The 16,643-nt window shown below is 67.9% G+C and carries 14 protein-coding genes; 4 read left to right on the top strand and 10 right to left on the bottom strand.

Going from position 1 to position 16,643, the window contains the following annotated elements:
- Positions 1 to 25: 25 nt before the first annotated feature.
- Genes MNR01_RS04380 through MNR01_RS04370 form a run of 3 tightly spaced genes read left to right on the top strand, consistent with a single transcriptional unit; the run spans position 26 to position 3,275 of the window.
- The gene (locus tag MNR01_RS04380; RefSeq protein WP_241919748.1) at positions 26 to 835 is read left to right on the top strand and encodes a hypothetical protein; all 810 of its coding nucleotides are present in this window, start codon (positions 26 to 28) and stop codon (positions 833 to 835) included.
- Positions 832 to 1,755: an alpha/beta fold hydrolase gene (locus tag MNR01_RS04375; protein ID WP_241919747.1), complete on the top strand. Its 924-nt coding sequence runs from the start codon at positions 832 to 834 to the stop codon at positions 1,753 to 1,755. Before MNR01_RS04380 ends, MNR01_RS04375 begins: the two co-directional genes overlap by 4 nt.
- Positions 1,752 to 3,275: an oligosaccharide flippase family protein gene (locus tag MNR01_RS04370; protein ID WP_241919746.1), complete on the top strand. Its 1,524-nt coding sequence runs from the start codon at positions 1,752 to 1,754 to the stop codon at positions 3,273 to 3,275. Before MNR01_RS04375 ends, MNR01_RS04370 begins: the two co-directional genes overlap by 4 nt.
- A 27-nt stretch (positions 3,276 to 3,302) precedes the next feature.
- Here the strand turns inward: MNR01_RS04370 and MNR01_RS04365 are convergent, their stop codons facing one another.
- Positions 3,303 to 5,159, bottom strand: a complete 1,857-nt coding sequence (locus tag MNR01_RS04365) for a right-handed parallel beta-helix repeat-containing protein (RefSeq protein WP_241919745.1) — start codon at positions 5,157 to 5,159, stop codon at positions 3,303 to 3,305.
- A 143-nt stretch (positions 5,160 to 5,302) separates the two neighbouring features.
- Between MNR01_RS04365 and MNR01_RS04360 the strand changes: the two genes are divergently transcribed.
- Positions 5,303 to 6,052: a YdcF family protein gene (locus tag MNR01_RS04360; protein WP_241919744.1), complete on the top strand. Its 750-nt coding sequence runs from the start codon at positions 5,303 to 5,305 to the stop codon at positions 6,050 to 6,052.
- A 447-nt stretch (positions 6,053 to 6,499) separates the two neighbouring features.
- Here MNR01_RS04360 and MNR01_RS04355 read toward each other — a convergent pair whose 3' ends face one another.
- The 9 genes from MNR01_RS04355 to MNR01_RS04315 all read right to left on the bottom strand — a co-directional run bounded on the left by MNR01_RS04355 (position 6,500) and on the right by MNR01_RS04315 (position 16,639).
- Entirely contained in the window at positions 6,500 to 7,132 is a 633-nt protein-coding gene (locus tag MNR01_RS04355) for a hypothetical protein (RefSeq protein ID WP_241919743.1), read from the bottom strand.
- A gap of 202 nt (positions 7,133 to 7,334) precedes the next feature.
- A complete protein-coding gene (locus tag MNR01_RS04350) occupies positions 7,335 to 8,603 on the bottom strand; it encodes a glycosyltransferase family 4 protein (RefSeq protein ID WP_241919742.1) in 1,269 nt (422 codons plus the stop codon).
- On the bottom strand, positions 8,603 to 9,745 hold the full coding sequence (locus MNR01_RS04345) for a glycosyltransferase family 2 protein (RefSeq protein ID WP_241919741.1): 1,143 nt from the start codon (positions 9,743 to 9,745) through the stop codon (positions 8,603 to 8,605). The genes MNR01_RS04350 and MNR01_RS04345 overlap by 1 nt, the downstream gene beginning before the upstream one ends.
- A complete protein-coding gene (locus MNR01_RS04340) occupies positions 9,742 to 10,527 on the bottom strand; it encodes a polysaccharide deacetylase family protein (protein WP_241919740.1) in 786 nt (261 codons plus the stop codon). The genes MNR01_RS04345 and MNR01_RS04340 overlap by 4 nt, the downstream gene beginning before the upstream one ends.
- Before the next feature lie 4 nt (positions 10,528 to 10,531).
- The gene (locus tag MNR01_RS04335) at positions 10,532 to 11,602 is read right to left on the bottom strand and encodes a polysaccharide deacetylase family protein (RefSeq protein ID WP_241919739.1); all 1,071 of its coding nucleotides are present in this window, start codon (positions 11,600 to 11,602) and stop codon (positions 10,532 to 10,534) included.
- Entirely contained in the window at positions 11,599 to 13,017 is a 1,419-nt protein-coding gene (locus tag MNR01_RS04330) for an O-antigen ligase family protein (RefSeq protein ID WP_241919738.1), read from the bottom strand. The genes MNR01_RS04335 and MNR01_RS04330 overlap by 4 nt, the downstream gene beginning before the upstream one ends.
- Positions 12,998 to 14,140, bottom strand: a complete 1,143-nt coding sequence (locus MNR01_RS04325) for a glycosyltransferase (protein WP_241919737.1) — start codon at positions 14,138 to 14,140, stop codon at positions 12,998 to 13,000. The genes MNR01_RS04330 and MNR01_RS04325 overlap by 20 nt, the downstream gene beginning before the upstream one ends.
- Positions 14,137 to 15,336, bottom strand: coding sequence for a glycosyltransferase (locus tag MNR01_RS04320; protein WP_241919736.1), 1,200 nt, complete (start codon positions 15,334 to 15,336; stop codon positions 14,137 to 14,139). The genes MNR01_RS04325 and MNR01_RS04320 overlap by 4 nt, the downstream gene beginning before the upstream one ends.
- Positions 15,302 to 16,639: an outer membrane beta-barrel protein gene (locus tag MNR01_RS04315; protein WP_241919735.1), complete on the bottom strand. Its 1,338-nt coding sequence runs from the start codon at positions 16,637 to 16,639 to the stop codon at positions 15,302 to 15,304. The genes MNR01_RS04320 and MNR01_RS04315 overlap by 35 nt, the downstream gene beginning before the upstream one ends.
- Positions 16,640 to 16,643 lie beyond the last annotated feature (4 nt).

Raw genomic sequence — 16,643 nt, 5'->3', positions numbered from 1 at the left:
CGTTGGGGGCACGAACGTCGGGGGCGTGAACCGGGCGCCGCTGCACGAGCCGTTGTTCTTTGGTGCTCGCGAACGGACGCTGTTCGGGCTGCTGCATTCGCAGCCCGGGCCGCAGCGGCGCGCGATGGTGTTGTGTGCGCCGCTGCTGCAGGAAGGCATCCGTAGCCATCGCGCCCTGTGGGTGCTGGCCGAATCGGCAGCCGCCAGCGGCGTCGCCAGCCTGTGCTTCGACTGGTACGGGACCGGCGACTCGGGCGGCGAAGACACTGCTTTGAGTCTGGCCGGGATGCTCGCCGACCTGGACCTGGCCCGGCAGACGCTGTCGGTGCGGGCAGGCACGGACCGCATCGAGTGGCTGGCACTGCGCAGCGCGGCCCTGCCGTTGCTGGTGCACCTGGCCGCGAAGTCGCAACCGGTCGAGCTGGTGCTGTGGGATCCGCAACTGTCGGGGACGGCCCTGGTCGAATCCTGGTACGAGCAGCACCGCGCGCAGATGTACGGCAGCGGCCGCTATCCGCACGCACGCCACGAGCCGGAACCCGACGAACTCCTGGGCTTCGCCGTCGATGCCTCCCTGCTCGGCACGCTGCGGGCCCTGGATGCGACGCAGCTGCAGCTTCCACGTGGCAGCCATGTGCGCCTGCTGCTGTGGCAGGCGGACGAGGACATCGTGCGCTTCAGTCATTCCCAGCGCATGCACGGTGTGACAGTGGAGACCGTATTGCTCGAGGACCTCGACCGCCCCGGCTGGGAGGAACCCACCCAGTTCGGCAGCCAGGCCTACCCGCGACGCAGCGTCGCCAAGATTTCGCAGCGACTGGAGTCGGCGCGATGAATCTGCAGGTCGACTACCTCGAACAGGGACGCGCCCAGGCCGTGGCAGCGGACGCGGCGGTGACCCTGCCGCGTGCCGAAGACGCCATCGACGAGACCGCGCACCGTTTCGGCGATGGCCTGATCGGTGTGATCAGCCATGGCCAGGCGTACAATCCCTCGCGCATCAATGCATCCAAGATCGGCGTCGTGCTGCTCAACGCCGGCCTGACCCGTCACATCGGCCCTTATCGCGCCTATGCCGAACTGGCCCGCCGGCTGTCGCGCGAAGGCTATCCCGTCCTGCGCTTTGACCAATCCGGCCTGGGCGACAGCGCGCTGCCGGACCAGGCCGACGCCGATCATCGCAGTCATGAGATCGACGCGGCGATGGCGCTGCTGGCACAGCACACCGGCGCCGAGCGCTTCGTCCTGTGCGGCCTGTGCTCGGGTGCGGACGATGCTTTCCACGTGGCCGCGGCCGATCACCGCGTCGCCGGCGCGATCCTGCTCGACGGCCTGGCGTATCCGACCCAGGGCTTCTGGTTGCGCCATGCGCTGCCGCGGCTTCTCAATCCGGCCAAGGTCATCGCCTACCTCCGCTCGCGTCGCAATGCCGGTCCCTCGCTTGCAGACTTCCGCGACTTCCCGGCCAAGGCCGATGCGGCCCGGATGCTGGCCGACATGGTCGCGCGCGATACCCGCCTGCTGTTCGTGTTCACCGGCGGCGCCTACACCTATTTCAACCATCGCTCGCAGCTCACGGCCTGCCTGGGCCGCGCGGCACGTTCGTCGCAGGTGAGCCTGGAATACTGGCGCGAGTACGACCACACCTTCTACCTGCGCAAGCATCGGGAGATGTTGTTTGCCCGGATCAGCCACTGGATGGCATCGAGCTGGGGGCAACCGTCCGGCGCACCTCCCGAGAACGCATCGACATGAACAATGGTTCGGCTGGTTCGGCTGGTTCCGCTGGTTCGGCTGGTATTGGCACGCATTACCTGCGCTATTCGACCGCCAACGTCCTGGTGATCCTGGCCGGGCTGGTCTCGTTCCCGGTGCTGACGCGCCTGCTGGACAACACCCAGTTCGGCATCCTCGGCTACTACGACACCTGGGTGCTGATGGCGGTGGCCGTTGCCAAGCTGGGCGCGCAGCATTCGATCCAGCGCTTCTATCCGCACAACGGCGACGGCGCCAGCCAGCGCGCCTTTTCGACCAATCTGTTCTACCTGCCCCTGGCCGGTTCGCTGCTGCTGTGGGTGATCGTCGGGTTGGGCGTCATCGCCTACGGGAAGGCCACCGGCATCGGCCATTCGCCGGTGTTCTGGATGGCGCTGGTGATGACGCCGATGCTGGTCTACGGCAGCCTGGTGGAGACCATCCTGCGCGTCACAGAGCGCTCGCGCATGGTGATGCTCACCCGCGTCGGCTGGCGCTGGCTGCAGTTGCTGCTGATGCTGGTCGCCGTGCTCGCCCTGCAGCAGAGTGCGACCGCGGCCTACGGTGGCAAGCTGCTGGCGGTGGCCATCGGCTGCGTGTTCTACATCGCCTGGGCGCATCGCAACCTGGGGTTCTCGCGTGACGCCGTGGACACCGCGTCGGTCAAGCAGTCGATGGGCTACGGCCTGCCGCTGGTGGCGACCGAGATCCTGGCCGTGGCGCTGGTGTCGATCGACCGGCTGATGCTGAAGGGACTGTCCGGCGATTTCGCCCTGGTCGGCATCTACAGCGTCGGTGCATCGCTGGCGATGCAGGTGCACATGTTCATGAACCTCACGGTGTTCGAGTCGTTCGCGCCGGTGGCCAACCGCCTCTACGTGACCCAGGACGCTTCGGCGGTGCGCGCGCTCAAGCTGCGGATGCTGATGCCGATGACCTACGCCGCGGTCGCGGTGGCGCTGCTGCTGTGGTGCCTGGGCACCGACACGATCATCGCCCTGAGCGGACACGGCAAGACCGCATCCGGGCCGGTGTTCGCCTGGATGGGAGCGATGAACGCACTGCTGCCGGTGGCGCTGGTGTGCGGCTACGGCCTGGTGCTCGAGCGTCGCACCAAGGTGGTGCTGGTGATGATGTGCGGCTCGGTGCTGCTCAACACGGCGCTGAACTTCGTGATGATTCCGGCCTATGGGGTGATGGGCGCGGTCTACGCAACGCTGGCCAGTTCCATTGCGGCGGCCATCACCCATTGCCTGCTGGTGTCGCCGGCGCTGCGGCAGTTCCCCGACCGGCGAACGCTGACCACGACCGGCGCGGCGCTCGCGGCGGGATTGGCCGGTGCCTGGCTGGCGTCGTACCTGCAGCTGCGGCCGGGCTGGGAGCGATTGATGCTCGGCGGCCTGCTGATCGGCGTGCCCTATCTGCTGACCGTGCTGGTGCTGGACTCGCGCCTGCGCGCGATGCTGCCGCTCAAGCGAAAAGCCGCAGCGGCAGGCGTTGGCGAAACCCTCGCCGGCTGAGCGCCGGCAATGTCAGGCCCGGCAGGGTCAGGCAGCGCTACGCGAGCGCTGCTTCCGCGCTACTGCGGCAACACCGCCCGCCAGCAGCGACGCGATCACGATGGCGCCTATGGTCATCGCCGAGGATTGTTCGGCGGCTGGCGCGCCCTTGCTTGCCGCGCCCGCGTCGGACCCCGTCGTCTTCTGCGGCTCGCTGCCACTGTCGACCGCACCTGCCGCCGGTGCCGCCGCGCGCGCGCCCTGGACTTCGATCGCGCCGATGTCGGCGGCTGCGCCGACCGGGCGTGCGTGCTTGAGGTAGTCCGACGTCACTTCCGTCAGTTGCGAGGCGTGATCGATCAGCGGGCTGCCTTCCAGCGGGACGGCGTCGAAGTCGGCCATGTCCATGCCCTTTAGCTTGGGATCGCGGCGGCACAGGTTGCCCGGCGGGCACTGGTCGTCCTTGACGTTCCAGAAGGCGTTGCCGGAGAAGGTGACGACGGCCTTGCTCTCGTCGGCATAGTGGCCGCAACTCATCTCGCCCTTGTCGCCCGAGGTGAGGTCGGGCTGGCCGACCAGGGCGTTGTTCTGGATGTCGATGCGCGAGGATGCATCGCCGCCGGCCGTCAGGATCAGGCAGTCGCCTTCGCCGGTGATGGTGTTGTGGCGGACCGTGGCGGTGTGCTTGCGGCCGACCCCGATCGACAGTGCATTGCCGTAGGCGCGGCACATGTCGCCGTCGGTCATGTTGAACTTCTTGTGGAAATAGGCGCACTGGCCGATCACCACCGAGTTCTCGATCAGCGCGTTGCCCGCGGTCTTGATCTGGTTGCCGGCATTGGCGGCGGCGTAGACGCGACGCACCACCGTGGTCCCGGTCCTGGACTCGTCCATGTACAGCAGGTCGAGGCCGTCGGAGGTGTTGTGGTGGATGCGCGAATCCTCGACGACCCAATGACCGTTGGTCTTGCCGGTGCCCAGGCCGTCGCCGTAGCCGCCTTCTTCCTGCGCCCAGCAGCCGATCGGTTCGCCGGTCTGCCAGCGCTCGGCGCAGCCGTTCCAGGCGATCTCGACGTTGCGGAAGATGATGTCGCCCTCGTTGGAGCTTTCCCCTTCGCCGACGTCGCCGTCCCAGCCGGCCCAGCCGTTGGCGATGATCCTGACCCGCTCGATGGTCCAGTCGGTCAGGCCGCCGGCCATGACGCCGCGACCGGACAGGCCGTGGATGTTGAGGTCGTGAAGCCAGACGTTGCGCGAGCGCTTGGCACCGATGCCGATGGAGGCCCAGTTGCCGTACGGGAAGCTGTCGCGCTCGCAGCGCAGGTCGCTGTCGGTGTGGAATTCGACGCAGTCGCTGCGGTCGGTGATTTCCAGGCAGCCGACTTCGACGTTGTCGCTGTCCTGCAGGTTGAACACCAGTTCCACGCGCTCGGTTCCCCACAGTTTCGGCGGCGCCTTGCAGCCGCTGTCGAAGCCCTGGCCGAGGATGCGGGTCTTGTGGGCGGGATCGGGCCCGCTCGGCGGTGCGGCGGGGTAACAGTCGTAGGTCGCGCTGCGGTCGCAGCGGGTGCTGTTCTCCGACAGTCCCGGTGCGCCCCAGCCGATCATGTAGTCGCCCGGGCCGATGATCAGGGTGTCGCCACCGTCGATGCGCGGGCGGTCGTTGGTCGGCAACGCGTAATACGGGTGCTTCCAGGCGCAGTCCACGTCGCTGCCGCTGCCGGGGTAGGCCGCGTCGGCGCGGCCGTTGCACTGTTTCTCGTCGCCGCCGTCGGTGCGGACGTAATAGGTGCCCGCCGCCGATGCATCGCGCCAGGCGCCCAGCAACAGCATGGCCAGCAGGACAAGCAGGGTGGGCAGCATCATTTCCGGGCGGAACGGGTGACGACGGGGGAGGGCGCGCATGACGTATCCCGAAGAGAAGGCAGGGTGTACCCGCGGTCGTCCGCCCGGTACACCCTGTAGAACGCGGTGGCCGTCGCGGTTCGGCCTAAAGTCGGTCGCAACCACCTCGCACCCGCCCCGTGTTCATGCAAGACTTCGGCGCGATGTACCAACTCCTGCTCTCGCCGATGACCTGGGGCCTGTTGCTGGCCGCCTTGCTGTGGCTGACCTGGTCACGGCTGTGGGTGCCGATGCGCGCGCTCGGCGTCGTGCTGATGTTCGCGGTGCTGGTGCTGTGCACCCCGCTGGCCGCGAACCTGCTGATTGGCGATCTCGAATCGCGCATCCCGGCCACTGCGCATTGCGTCGCCCCGGGCACGCCGATCGTGGTGCTGGCCGGTGGCCTCGACGGCGAACCCCGTGCAAACGACGACTACGCGGCGCTGACCCAGGCCAGCTGGCGACGCCTGCACGGCGCGGTGGAACTGTGGCGCTCCGATCCCGGCTCGCCACTGGTGATCGCTGGCGGCGGGCCGTTCCAGATCAAGGAAGCGACGGTGATGGGACGGCTGGCGCGCGACTGGGGCGTGCCGGAGTCGGCCTTGCGCACCGAGGTTGCCTCGACCACCACCTGGGAAAGCGCGTTCGCCCTGCGCGGCACGCTGCCCGCGCGCATGCGTCTGGTCAGTTCGGCGGCGCATCTGCCGCGTGCGTTGCTGTCATTCCGCAGCGCCGGGTTCGATCCCTGCGTGCACGCCAGCGATTCGGACTATGTGCCGATGGGCAGCGTCGGCTACTTCCTGCCGCAGGTTTCGGCGGTGGAGAAGACCCAGACCGCCCTGTATGAGCTGGCCGGCATGATCAATTACCGGATGCGTGCGGGCAAGCAAGCTCCGACCACGGCATCGCGCTAGGACCTGGCTGCGCGCGTCGAAACGTCCCGGTGTGTACCGGCCATATGGTCCAGTCCTGGCGCCAATCGAGAAAGTGGCGCAGCCCCTACTGAGGGCATTTTGGGATTTGCCTCATAGATTGCGCCAGCGCCGCCAATTAATTTAGACATTGGAGCGAACCAGCAGTCGGTTGGTCGCGCAGGCGTGTATTGCCTCCTTCACCCGTGGTAGTCCGTGCAATGGCAGGAACGCCGTGCGCGATTGATGGGAAGCAGTTGCCCTACTTGACGCTCACGCTGATTGGAACCCCCGCGAAGGGGGAGAGGCTGCGCGAGCAGGTTGGCTCGCTTGGCATCAAGTACATTGTGCTTGCGCCTCCTGCTCAGTGATGCGCGTTCTCGTCACTGACCTGCAGGACAGCAGGAGCCCGGCGAGGGCCGGGCTCGTTGCGTGGGCGGTCTGCGCAGGTCAGAACGACAGGCGCACGCCGGCGGTGTACTCGGAGACACCTTCGGACAGGTTGACGCGCGTGGTCGCGGCCCAGCGATCGGTGAAGTGGTACTCCAGGCCGAGGTCGGCGAACACGTCGCCGTCGAACTTGAACGAGCCGAGCTGGTTGCGGATGTTGCCCAGGTCCTGGTAGCCGAGGTAGGCGTGGCCGATCAGCTTCGGCGCGATGCGACCGCGTACGCCGCTGCTGAGGCGGAAGCCGGAGACGTCTTCCCCGATGCGGTCCGGGGTGCCGGCGATCTGGAACTGCCCGAGGCTCAGGTTGGCATCCTGTTCGACATAGGCCGCCTGGCTGACCCAGTCGAGGTTCTCGCTCAGTGCCATGGCATAGCCGCCGCCCAGGCTCCACTCGGACAGGTCGTTGTGGCCACCGAAGTGGTTGATCTTCTGGCGGCTGTAGCTGCCGGTGGCGAAGAAGCCGTTGCCCAGTTCGAAGGAACCGCTAAAGCCGGGCCCCTTGTAGTCCCGGAGGGGTGAGTCGTTATAGATGTAGTCGAGCTCGACATGGGAATAGCCCAGGCCGTTGGCTTCGGTGGCGCTGGCGGCGATGGAGACGCAGGAAAGTGCAAGGAACAGCAAAGTCTTCTTCATCAGGGAGGCATCCAAGAGGGAATGAATCGACGGGTCCGTGCGGACCCGGACACCCGGAGGGGCGTTGGATTCAAGCACCCTTGTGCTCGCTGTCACATAAGAATTGTCTGATTGGAAGCAGCCCGCCGAACGCAGCAGCGTTCGGTCGATCGTTGACGCGGGTCCGTACACCGCATGGCGGCAAGCAAGCGATGGAGTGGCGTCAAGATGACCGGCTTGAAGGTGCAGCGAACGCGACGGTCGCATCCATTGCACGTGCGTGGCCCGGCACGTTCGCGCGGCCAAGCAAACGGTCATAGCGATCGAGCAGCTGCGCACCGATCGCGTCCCAGCCGTAGCGTGATTCGGCCAGCCGGCGCGCTGCCGCGCCCAGGCGCGCCACCTGCTCCGGCGAGTCCATCAGGGCCAGCGTGGCGTGGGCGAAGCCCTCGGCGTCGTCGGCGAACAGCGCACTCTCGCCATGCTCCAGTTCGATGCCTTCGCTGCCGATGGTGGTGGTGACGATCGCCTTGCCGAGCGCCATCGCCTCGAGCACCTTCAGTCGCGTTCCGCTGCCGGCGCGCAACGGCACCACGTACACAGCGGCTGCGTGCACGTCCGGCCGCAAGTCGTCGACGAAACCGGCCAGGCGGACGTTGCCGGCCACCGCCGCGGGGACCTCATAGCCGTCGGATTTGCCGACCAGTACGAACTGCGCGTCCGGCCGAACGGCGAGGATGCGCGGGAACACCGACTGAAGGAACCAGTCGACGCCGTCGCGATTCGGAAACCATCCCATCTGGCCGACGAACACCAGCCGCGCCGGATCCGGCGCCGCCTGCACCGGACGATTCCCATCGAGGTCGACGCCATTGGCGATCACCTCGACGCTGCGGCCGGGTGCCAGCTCGCACAGGGCCTGCGCATCGGGATCGGAGCAGGCGAGGATCGCATCGGCGCGCTGGCAGGCGCCGGTCTCGAAGGCGCGCAGGCGCGACACCTGCGTGGACAGGAACGCGCGTGCGGCCCGCCGGGGTTCGATCTGCGCGCGCTTGGCGAGCAGGTGGTGCTCGACGTTGTGGGCGTTGAGCACGACCGGCACACCAGCCGGAACGCAGTCAACGTGCGCCATCAGCGGCAGCATGTCGAAATGGACGAGGTCGGCGTCCCGCGAAAGTTCAGCCAGACGCCTGCGCAGCGCAGCCGATTGGTACTTGGCGGCAAGGAACGGCATGGGTGTCAGGGTTCCGCGCAGCACGGCGGTCACCAGTGCCACGCGCGAGTGCTCGCTGGCGATCGGGAAGGTTTCAAGGCGCGCCAGCACCGCACGCAGCGGCCCGGCCTCTTCCAGCGCGTCGTCGCTGCGCAGGAAGCTGAGCAGGGTCACTTCGTGGCGCGAAGCGAGCGCCTTGAGCACGTGCCAGGCGCGCAACTGATGGCCCTCGCGCGGGGGATAGGGCAGGCGGCTGGTGAGGGCGAGGATGCGCGCCATCAGTGTTTCCGCCACAGGCGCGACGGCCCGGCCAGCGACGCCGGAAGCGACAGCAACGCCGCCAGGTTGAGCATGACGAAGCCGCTTGCCGCAGGCAGCAGCGGCAGTCGCGCGGCGAGCTTGGGCAGGCCCAGGCCGATCATTGCGCCGGTATAGCCAAGCAACTGCGCATAGAACGCCCAGCGATAGAACGGTGCCGGTGCAAGCGCCGACGAGGCCAGCGCCAGCAGCAGGGCCCACGGCACCAGCAGGCGCAGGAACTTGTGCGAGAACCAGGCGAAGAACACCGGGTTGGAGAACGGATTCATCAGCGCCGGCATGCGCGCGAGCAACTGCCAGTTGCCGGCGAGCGTGCGCAGCTTGCGGTGGAACTCCTCGTCGGCGCTGGAGCTGGCGTGGTCGTGTGCGATCGAACCGCGTGCCATCCACACCTGGTGCCCGGACCACAGCACCTTCAGCGGCATCCACATGTCGTCGAGCACGGTTCCCGGCGGGATCGGCCGGAACAGGTGCCGGCGCATCGCATGGATCGCACCGGTGACGCCATGCAGCCAGCCCAGCCGCGCTTCGTCGGCGCGCAGGCGCTTTTCCATGCGCCAGTACAGGCCGACGCCCTCGGTGGCCGCGCCGCGGTTGCCGGCGGCAATGACCAGCTCACCGGTGACCGCGCCGATGGCAGGGTCGGCGAATGGCGCCACCAGCGCCCGCAGCGCACGCGGGGCGAAGCGCTGGCGAACATCGGTGAACGCCACCAGTTCGGTTTCGACATGGCGCATCGCGGCGTTGATCGCCGCCGCCTTGCCGACGTTGCGCGGCAGTGCAAGCACGCGCACGCGCGGGTCGCCGATGGCGGCGGCGTCGGCGGTGCCATCGCGGCTGCCGTCGCTCACCACCAGCACCTGCAGGCGTTGCGGCGGGTAGTCCTGGGCGAGGATGTCGTCGATGCGCGCGGCAATGCGCAGCTCTTCGTCGTAGGCAGCTACGACGACAGTCAGGGCGGGGCAGATCCGTGATTCAAACGGCACCTGCCCATAGCGGTGCGAAAACATCGCGACCAGCAACGGGTAGCCGGCATAGGCGTAGGCCACCAGGGCGATGCACAACCAGAACACGCTCTCGGCGCTGGCGGTCAGGATCGTCATAGCAGACGCTCGCGCAGGCGTTCGTAGCCCTTGTTGCCAAGCACGCGCTTGGGCAGCGAGAGGGCGGCGTGGCGCGCCTGCAGCAGCCGCGGCGACAGGCCTTGCCAGCGCACCAGTGCGGCGAAGTCGTCCATGCCCAGGTTGCGGGTGATCGCCAGCCGCTGCAGGCAGCAGTCGCCACGGGCGCGCAGGTTGGGGCCGGGCACCGAACCGAGCAGATGCTGGTACCCCAACGACTGCGCCGCGCGCAGTTCGCGCTCGCCGCCGCGGCCACCCGGCAGCGCGATCGCCTCGACCGGGCGGCGGCTGAGCGCCTGCAGCCGGCAGCGGCTGTCGTCCAGTTCCGACATCAGCGCGGTCGTGTCCAGGTCCTCGAGGAAGGCATGGCTGCAACCGTGCGAACCGATGCCCATGCCGGCCGCAGCCAGCTCGCGCACTTCGTCGGCGGACAGCATTCCGGTTGCACCAATGAACCCGGTGGTGATGAAGAATTCGGCTTTCATGCCGCGTTCGAGCAGCTGCGGCAGCGCGACCTCGACGTTGGAGACGTCGCCGTCGTCGAAGCTGATGACCACGGCGCGATCGCCACGCTGCTGCATCGCCTCGTCGAGCAGCATGCTGCGCAAGCCCTGCGCCTGGATCCAGTCGAGCTGGCGGGCGAACCGGTCCGGCTCGACGCTGTACACCGGATCGAAGCGCCCGCGCGAATCGGCGTCGACGTGGAGGCCGTGGTACATCAGGATCGGCAGTCGCGCGGGGCCGCTCACGGCATCGGTAGTCACGGCGTCACCCCGGCTGCACGCTGCTGTCGCGAAGCGGGTCGGCGGCGGCGCGGCAACCGCGCAGCCATCCCAGCAGGCCGCTGGTCTCGCTGAAGAACAGCGCCCTGGAAAGCCGGCCGGATGGCGCACGGAAGCGCTCTTCGTGGACGTTGAAGCGCATCAGCCGGTAGGGGTCGGCGCCCGGACGGTTGATGCCTTCGATGGACGTGGTTGCGGTTTCGAAGCCGGCTTCGCGAACCAGCCGTGCATCGCGCTCGCTGAAGTCATCGATGCCGCCATTGGGATAGGCGAAGTGGCGCGGCGGCATGCCCAGTTCGGTGGTGATGCTGGCATGCGCCAGGCCGATTTCCTCGCGCGCCGCGGTCTCGTCGAGCCGGCTGAGGATGGCGTGGCTGCAGGTGTGCCCGCCGATCTCGATGCCGTTGACGTAGAGCTTGCGCACGTCGTCCCAGTCGAGCATCTCGCGGCTCTCGTGCGGGATCGGGCGCGGCCGCGCCTGCTCGCAGACGTGGTCGATCCACGCCTCCAGTTCTGCCGGCTCGAGGGTCTTCAGTCGTGGCGGCAGCAGGGTATAGAGACGATAGCGGTCATCGGCCTCGGCCAGGTCGAAATGGCCCAGCCCCAGGCCACCCAGGTCGATCTGGTCGCGGCTGCGCGACTCGATCGCGTGGGCAAGCCGGTACGCCCAGATCGGCTCGCCACCGATATGGCCGGTAGCGATGTAGACCACCGCCGGCACGTGGCCGAGGCTGGCGTCGATCAGGCCCAGATTGTCGTGGTAGCCGTCGTCGAAGGTGAGGGCATAGCGCACCCGCTGCGGCGCCGACGGCAACAGGTCGCGCAGTCCTTCGCCCAGGCCGACCAGCGCCTGCTGGCCGCGCAGCCAGCGGATGATCTGGCGCAGGTTGCCGCGCGACATGCTCAGCGGATAGGGATCGGGGTCGTCGCGCAGGCGATGCAGCATCAGGATCACCAGGCCGGCGCCGCTGACTTGCCGGTACAGCCAGTCCAGCCCGCTGTAGTGGCTGCACAACGCCAGCAGGTAGCGAAGCCAGGATCGCAGCTGTGCGGTCATCGCGTGACGTCCTCCGGTGGCAGATGGCGCGCCTTCAACACCAGGGCGACGTAGGCCCAGAAGTAGGCGATTACCGGGTAATACGTGAAACGGTCGCCGAACAGGTTGGCGATGACCATTGCGAGCCAGGCGCCGAGCAGGCCCAGCGCCAGCGAGTAGTGCCAGGTGCCCGAGCGCGAATGGCGTAGTTCGCGCAAGGCCAGGAACAGCACCGACAGCATCACCCCCAGCAGCATCACCGCTCCGATCACGCCGCCCTCGCTGAGCGTGCGGATGTAGAGGTTGTGGGTGTCCTTGCCGTAGGGATTGATCTCGCGGTGGTGGAAGGTGTGGTAGCCGGTGCCGGTGGCCGGATGCCGCAGGAAGTTGGCCCAGGCCACTTTCCAGTACTCGATGCGCAACTCGGTGCTCTCGTCGCGCTGGCCTTCCTCGACCGTGGTGCTGTCGAAGCGCTCCACCACAGACGCCGGGAGTATCGCCGGCAGCAGCGCCGCGGCCAGGACCAGCGGCAGGATCAGCTTCCAGCGTCCGCGCCAGACCAGGATCACCGCCACCAGGCCGACGATCAGGCTGACGTAGGCGGTGCGCGAATAGGCGTAGAGCACGCCGAGCACCATGCAGGCGACGCCGCCGGCCAGCACCATGCGCCAGCGCCGCGACAGCCGGCACGCCAGCAGCAGCGAGAACAGCACGATGGTGACGGTGACGCAGAAGGCGGCGAACTCGTTGGCACCGAGCAGGGCGAAGGTGCCGCTGATGCGCAGGTCGTCGGTGTAGTGCGTCCGTGCCACGCTGAAGTGCTGCACCCACACCACCTTGGCGATGTATGGCAACGGTACCAGCGTGGCCAGGACCACCAGCCGCACGCCCTTCCAGTCGCGCACGCTCATCTGCACGACGTAGAGCACGAACAGGCCGACCAGGTGGTCCTTGAGCTGGTTGAGGTGGTTCTCGGCCGCGGTGACGTACTGGTAGCCGATGCACATCGAAATGATCGCGTAGACGCTGTAGGCCATCACCCAGCCGTTGACGGCCTCGCCCTTGGCCAGGTGCCCCTGCTGCGACATCGCCGTGGCCAGCGACAGCAGGAACATGATGTTGAGGAAGTTGAAGCCGCCGCCGATGTTGGGCAGATAGCCGGCGGTGATGTTCTGCAGGGGCAGAAGGACCAGGAACAGGTACAGCGCCCAGTTGCGCGGAGCGGCGGGCAACCGCAGCGCGGCCGCGGCCTGCGAGGCGGCCGCCGTGCCGCGGGCATTGCCGCGAGCATCAATACTGCGAGGATCGGTGCCGCGCGTAGTCGGCCCGGTCCTGTTGAGGGCACGCGCGGCCAGCGGGAAGCGCGGCTGCGCCGGCCCCTGGGCAGGAGCGGCATCGGACGGACCACGCGGCAAGCTAGGACGCACGGCGGTCATGCGTCTTCTCCTGCAGGCGCAGGTACAGCCCGAGGTAGCGCTCGGCCATCGCCTGCGCGCCGTGGTTCTCCCGCACGTACTGGCGCGCGCGCAGGTCGACCCGCCGCGGCAGCGCCGCCGTGTCGGCGAGTGCGCCCTGCAAGGCTTCACGATCGCCGGCTGGCACGAGCCGGCCATGGTCGGCGTGGGCCAGCAGGCGCGGGACATCGCCCACGGCGCTGGCCAACACCGGTACGCCACAGGCCATGGCTTCGAGCACGACCAGCGGCATGCCTTCGGTCAGCGATGGCAGCACCAGGCAATCGGTCAGCGCGTAGATCGCGCCCATGTCGCTGCGGCTGCCGAGCAGGCGCAGCTGCGCGCCCAGTCCGAGTTCGCCAGCCAGTGACTGCAGCGACGCTCGCTCCGGACCGTCGCCGACCACCAGCAGGACTGCGCCAGGCGAGCGCCGGGCCACGGGCGCGAAGGCCTGCAGCAGCATCGCCAGGTTCTTCTCCGGCGACAGCCGCGCCACGGCGGCGAAAACATGGGTGTCGGGGGCGATGCCGAGCTCGTCGCGCAGCGCCGCTGCACCGATGGCGTCGGCCGCGGGGAAGTCGATGCCGTTGTCGATGCAGTGGATACGCCAACGCGGCACGCCTGCGCGGGCCAGTCGCGCCACCTGGTCGGTGGACACGGCGACGAGGGCATCGAAGCGGCGCAGCAGGGCCAGTTCCAGGCGCGTGTACAGGCGCAGGGACGAAGTGCCTTCGACCCAGCCATGCAGGGTCGCCACCAGTCGCGCCGGTTGCCGGCGCGTGGCCAGCCAGGCGTAGAAGGCGCTCTTGTAGTCGTGGCTGTGGACCACTGCGCGCGACCCGGCTGCGGTGATCTGCGCCGCCAGTGCCGAGACGGTGCCCGTATCCATCCGGCCGCGGCACGGCAGCAGCACCGCGTCATGGCCGGCGGCGCTGGCGGTGTCATGCAGCGCCTGTTCGTCCATGCGGTAGTTGTTGATGCTGAGCAGGCGGCTGCGAACGCCAGCGCGGACCAGTCCGCGGTCCAGCGCGAGCACCATGCGTTCGGCACCGTAGAGACCCGCGCTCGAGCGCAACTGCAGCGCGGACAGCGCCTGCGCGTTCATGCCCGGCCCAAAACGTGGCGGTAGAGCTGGTCGAAGGCGTGGACCATCGCATCCAGCGAGAACTCGCGTTCGACGCGGGCGCGGGCGGCCATGCCCATGCGCCGGGCCATGTGCTGCGAGCGGGCCAGCGTCTGCATGGCCGCCGCCAGCGAGATCGGGTCCCGCGGCGGAACCAGCAGTCCACTGGTTTCGTGTTGCACCAGGTGCAGGTTGCCGCCGACGGCAGTGGCGATGACCGGCAACGCGCAGGCCATCGCTTCCAGCAGCGCATTCGACATGCCCTCGCTGGAGGAGGCGAGCACGACCGCATCGAGCGCCGGAAGCAGCGTGTCGACGTCGTCGCGGAAGTTGAGCAGGGTCACCGCGTCGACAATGCCGAGCTCGGCAATGCGCGAACGGATCTCGCCCAGCAGCGGGCCATCGCCGATCAGTACCAGTCGCGCCTGCGGCAGCGATTGATGGACGCGGGCGAAGGCATCGAGCAGGTCGGCGTGGCGCTTGACTTCCGTCAGCCGGGCGACGCAGCCGAACACGATCGCGTCCTCGTCCAGGCCCAGTGCGCGGCGGCTGTCCAGGCGGGTCTGGTAGGTCGACGGGCAATAGCGCCGGGTATCGACGCCATTGGGAATCCAGACCATGCGCAAGGCGTCGAGCTGCTCGCAGTGGGCCAGGCCCGACAGGATCTGCCGCGCCGGTGCCACCACCCGGTCGAAGCGCGGATTGAGCAGGCGGAACACCTGCGCCAGCTTGGCGCTCTTCTTGAAACCCATGTCGCGGCGGTTGGAGATCCGAACTCCGCCGGCGCGTCGTGGCAACAGCGCGTTGAGAAGGTCGGCCTTCTCGTGCTGGGACTGGACGATGTCGAAGTGCTCCTCGCGCAACATCGACCGCAGCGCATTCCACGCGCGCAGGCCGCTGGCGTCGTAGACCGCATGCACGGGCAACGCGCGCAGTTGCACGTGCGGCAGCTGCCGGGCCGGCTGGCCGTTGGCGGGCATGCTCCCGCCGTGCAGCTGCACCAGGGTGATGCGGTAGCGGTCCCGCGGCAGCCGCGAGGCCAGGTTCAGCAGGAACCGCTCGCTGCCGCCCGGCGCCAACACCGCCGTGTCGGTCAGCAGCAACAGGCGGATGCGTCGATCGTCGCTGCCGACAACCGCCGCATCAGCGGGTATAGCGAACGCTGAAGATGGCGGCATTCTCGTCATAGCTGGCTTCGGGCACGTTGCTGTTGCGTTCCTGGTGGCGCAAGTCGATCGATGCGCTCCAGTTGCGGGTGAAGATCTTGACCAGGCTCAGGTAGGCAGCAAAGTCATCGTCGTCGCGGTCGAAGGTGTCGAAATCGCGGTAGCTGCGCGAGAGCAGGCAGGTCAGGTGCAGCATCGGCTGGATGCGCCAGGTGGCGCCCACGCCGAGCCCGTAACTGCCTTCGCTGTCGACGGTCGGGTCGAGGTACTCGTTGTTCTCGTAGTACGGACCGATGGCGAAGTCGTAGCGTTCGCCGGTGAAGCGGTAGTCGAACTCGACGCGGCGCTGCTTGTAGATGTCCGGGCCGATCAGCAGGTCGTTGGCGGCCTGGTCGCTGGGCGGCGGTGCGACGACGCTCGGCGAACCGATGTCGTCGGAGCGGGTGATCAGCTCCTGCGCGGCATCGGAGAACTGGTAGTAGAGAGCACCGTTGAACGTGCTGCGCGGGCTGGCGCGCCAGGTCAGGACGCCGCGCACGAGCGGCGAGGACTGTTCGCCCTCGAAGCTGAGCAGCTCCACCCACGAGTAGCCCACGCGCAGGTTCAGGTCGAAGTTGGCCAGGTTGCGGTTGATGGTCGCGTAGGTGTCGAGGCGGCGATAGTCGGCGCCCAGGTTGGGCTGGTCGTACTCGACCTGGCTGGCCTCGATGGTGCCGGACATGCGCGTGGTCGCGCTGGTGTCCTGCCACAGGGTGAAGGCGGCGTTGAAGCGGTCGCCGTTGAACTCTTCCGTCTCCTCGGCGTAGTAATTGTTGTAGCGGATGTCCAGGCGCGTGCGCGTGGCCGCGCCGGGTCGCAGGTTGAGCGTGGCGCCGGCCAGGAAGACGTTGACCTGCTGCTGGTTGTTGGGCGCATTGGCCGCGAGCACGTCGATCGGCTCGTAGTTGAGGTAGTCCTCCAGGACGAACTGCAGGCGGTCCTGCATGGTGTTCCAGTCGAGGTGGCCGACCAGGGTGGCGCGGATGTCGTCGTCGAAGGTGTCGCCGGTGTAGTACAGGTACTCGGCACCGCCGCGCGCGGTGAGATTGGTGTTCTTGCCGGTCTGGGTCAGGTCGAAGTCGAACAGCGCGCCCAGTGTTTCGGCTTTTTCCGGGTTGGTCTCGGTCAGGCCGATGTTGTCGCTGTGCTCGACGTAGCCACCGACGGAGTAGTTGATCTTGGCCGCGTCGGCGCCCAGTGGAATCGCCGCCAGCAGGGCGATGCACAAGGTGGACTGTCGGGCCTTGCCCAACGGATGACGTCGTTCCCTGGCCATTCGC

The organism is Lysobacter sp. S4-A87 (assembly GCF_022637455.1).
Classification (GTDB): domain Bacteria; phylum Pseudomonadota; class Gammaproteobacteria; order Xanthomonadales; family Xanthomonadaceae; genus Lysobacter_J.
This window is presented reverse-complemented; position numbering and strand designations above follow the sequence as displayed.

Coding starts and splice junctions, on each gene's coding strand:
- MNR01_RS04350 (WP_241919742.1), bottom strand. CDS start 8,603: ATGGCGCGCATCCTCGCCCTCACCAGCCGCCTGCCCTATCCCCCGCGC.
- MNR01_RS04315 (WP_241919735.1), bottom strand. CDS start 16,639: ATGGCCAGGGAACGACGTCATCCGTTGGGCAAGGCCCGACAGTCCACC.
- MNR01_RS04320 (WP_241919736.1), bottom strand. CDS start 15,336: ATGCCGCCATCTTCAGCGTTCGCTATACCCGCTGATGCGGCGGTTGTC.
- MNR01_RS04345 (WP_241919741.1), bottom strand. CDS start 9,745: ATGACGATCCTGACCGCCAGCGCCGAGAGCGTGTTCTGGTTGTGCATC.
- MNR01_RS04325 (WP_241919737.1), bottom strand. CDS start 14,140: ATGAACGCGCAGGCGCTGTCCGCGCTGCAGTTGCGCTCGAGCGCGGGT.
- MNR01_RS04375 (WP_241919747.1), top strand. CDS start 832: ATGAATCTGCAGGTCGACTACCTCGAACAGGGACGCGCCCAGGCCGTG.
- MNR01_RS04360 (WP_241919744.1), top strand. CDS start 5,303: ATGTACCAACTCCTGCTCTCGCCGATGACCTGGGGCCTGTTGCTGGCC.
- MNR01_RS04370 (WP_241919746.1), top strand. CDS start 1,752: ATGAACAATGGTTCGGCTGGTTCGGCTGGTTCCGCTGGTTCGGCTGGT.
- MNR01_RS04355 (WP_241919743.1), bottom strand. CDS start 7,132: ATGAAGAAGACTTTGCTGTTCCTTGCACTTTCCTGCGTCTCCATCGCC.
- MNR01_RS04330 (WP_241919738.1), bottom strand. CDS start 13,017: ATGACCGCCGTGCGTCCTAGCTTGCCGCGTGGTCCGTCCGATGCCGCT.
- MNR01_RS04335 (WP_241919739.1), bottom strand. CDS start 11,602: ATGACCGCACAGCTGCGATCCTGGCTTCGCTACCTGCTGGCGTTGTGC.
- MNR01_RS04365 (WP_241919745.1), bottom strand. CDS start 5,159: ATGCGCGCCCTCCCCCGTCGTCACCCGTTCCGCCCGGAAATGATGCTG.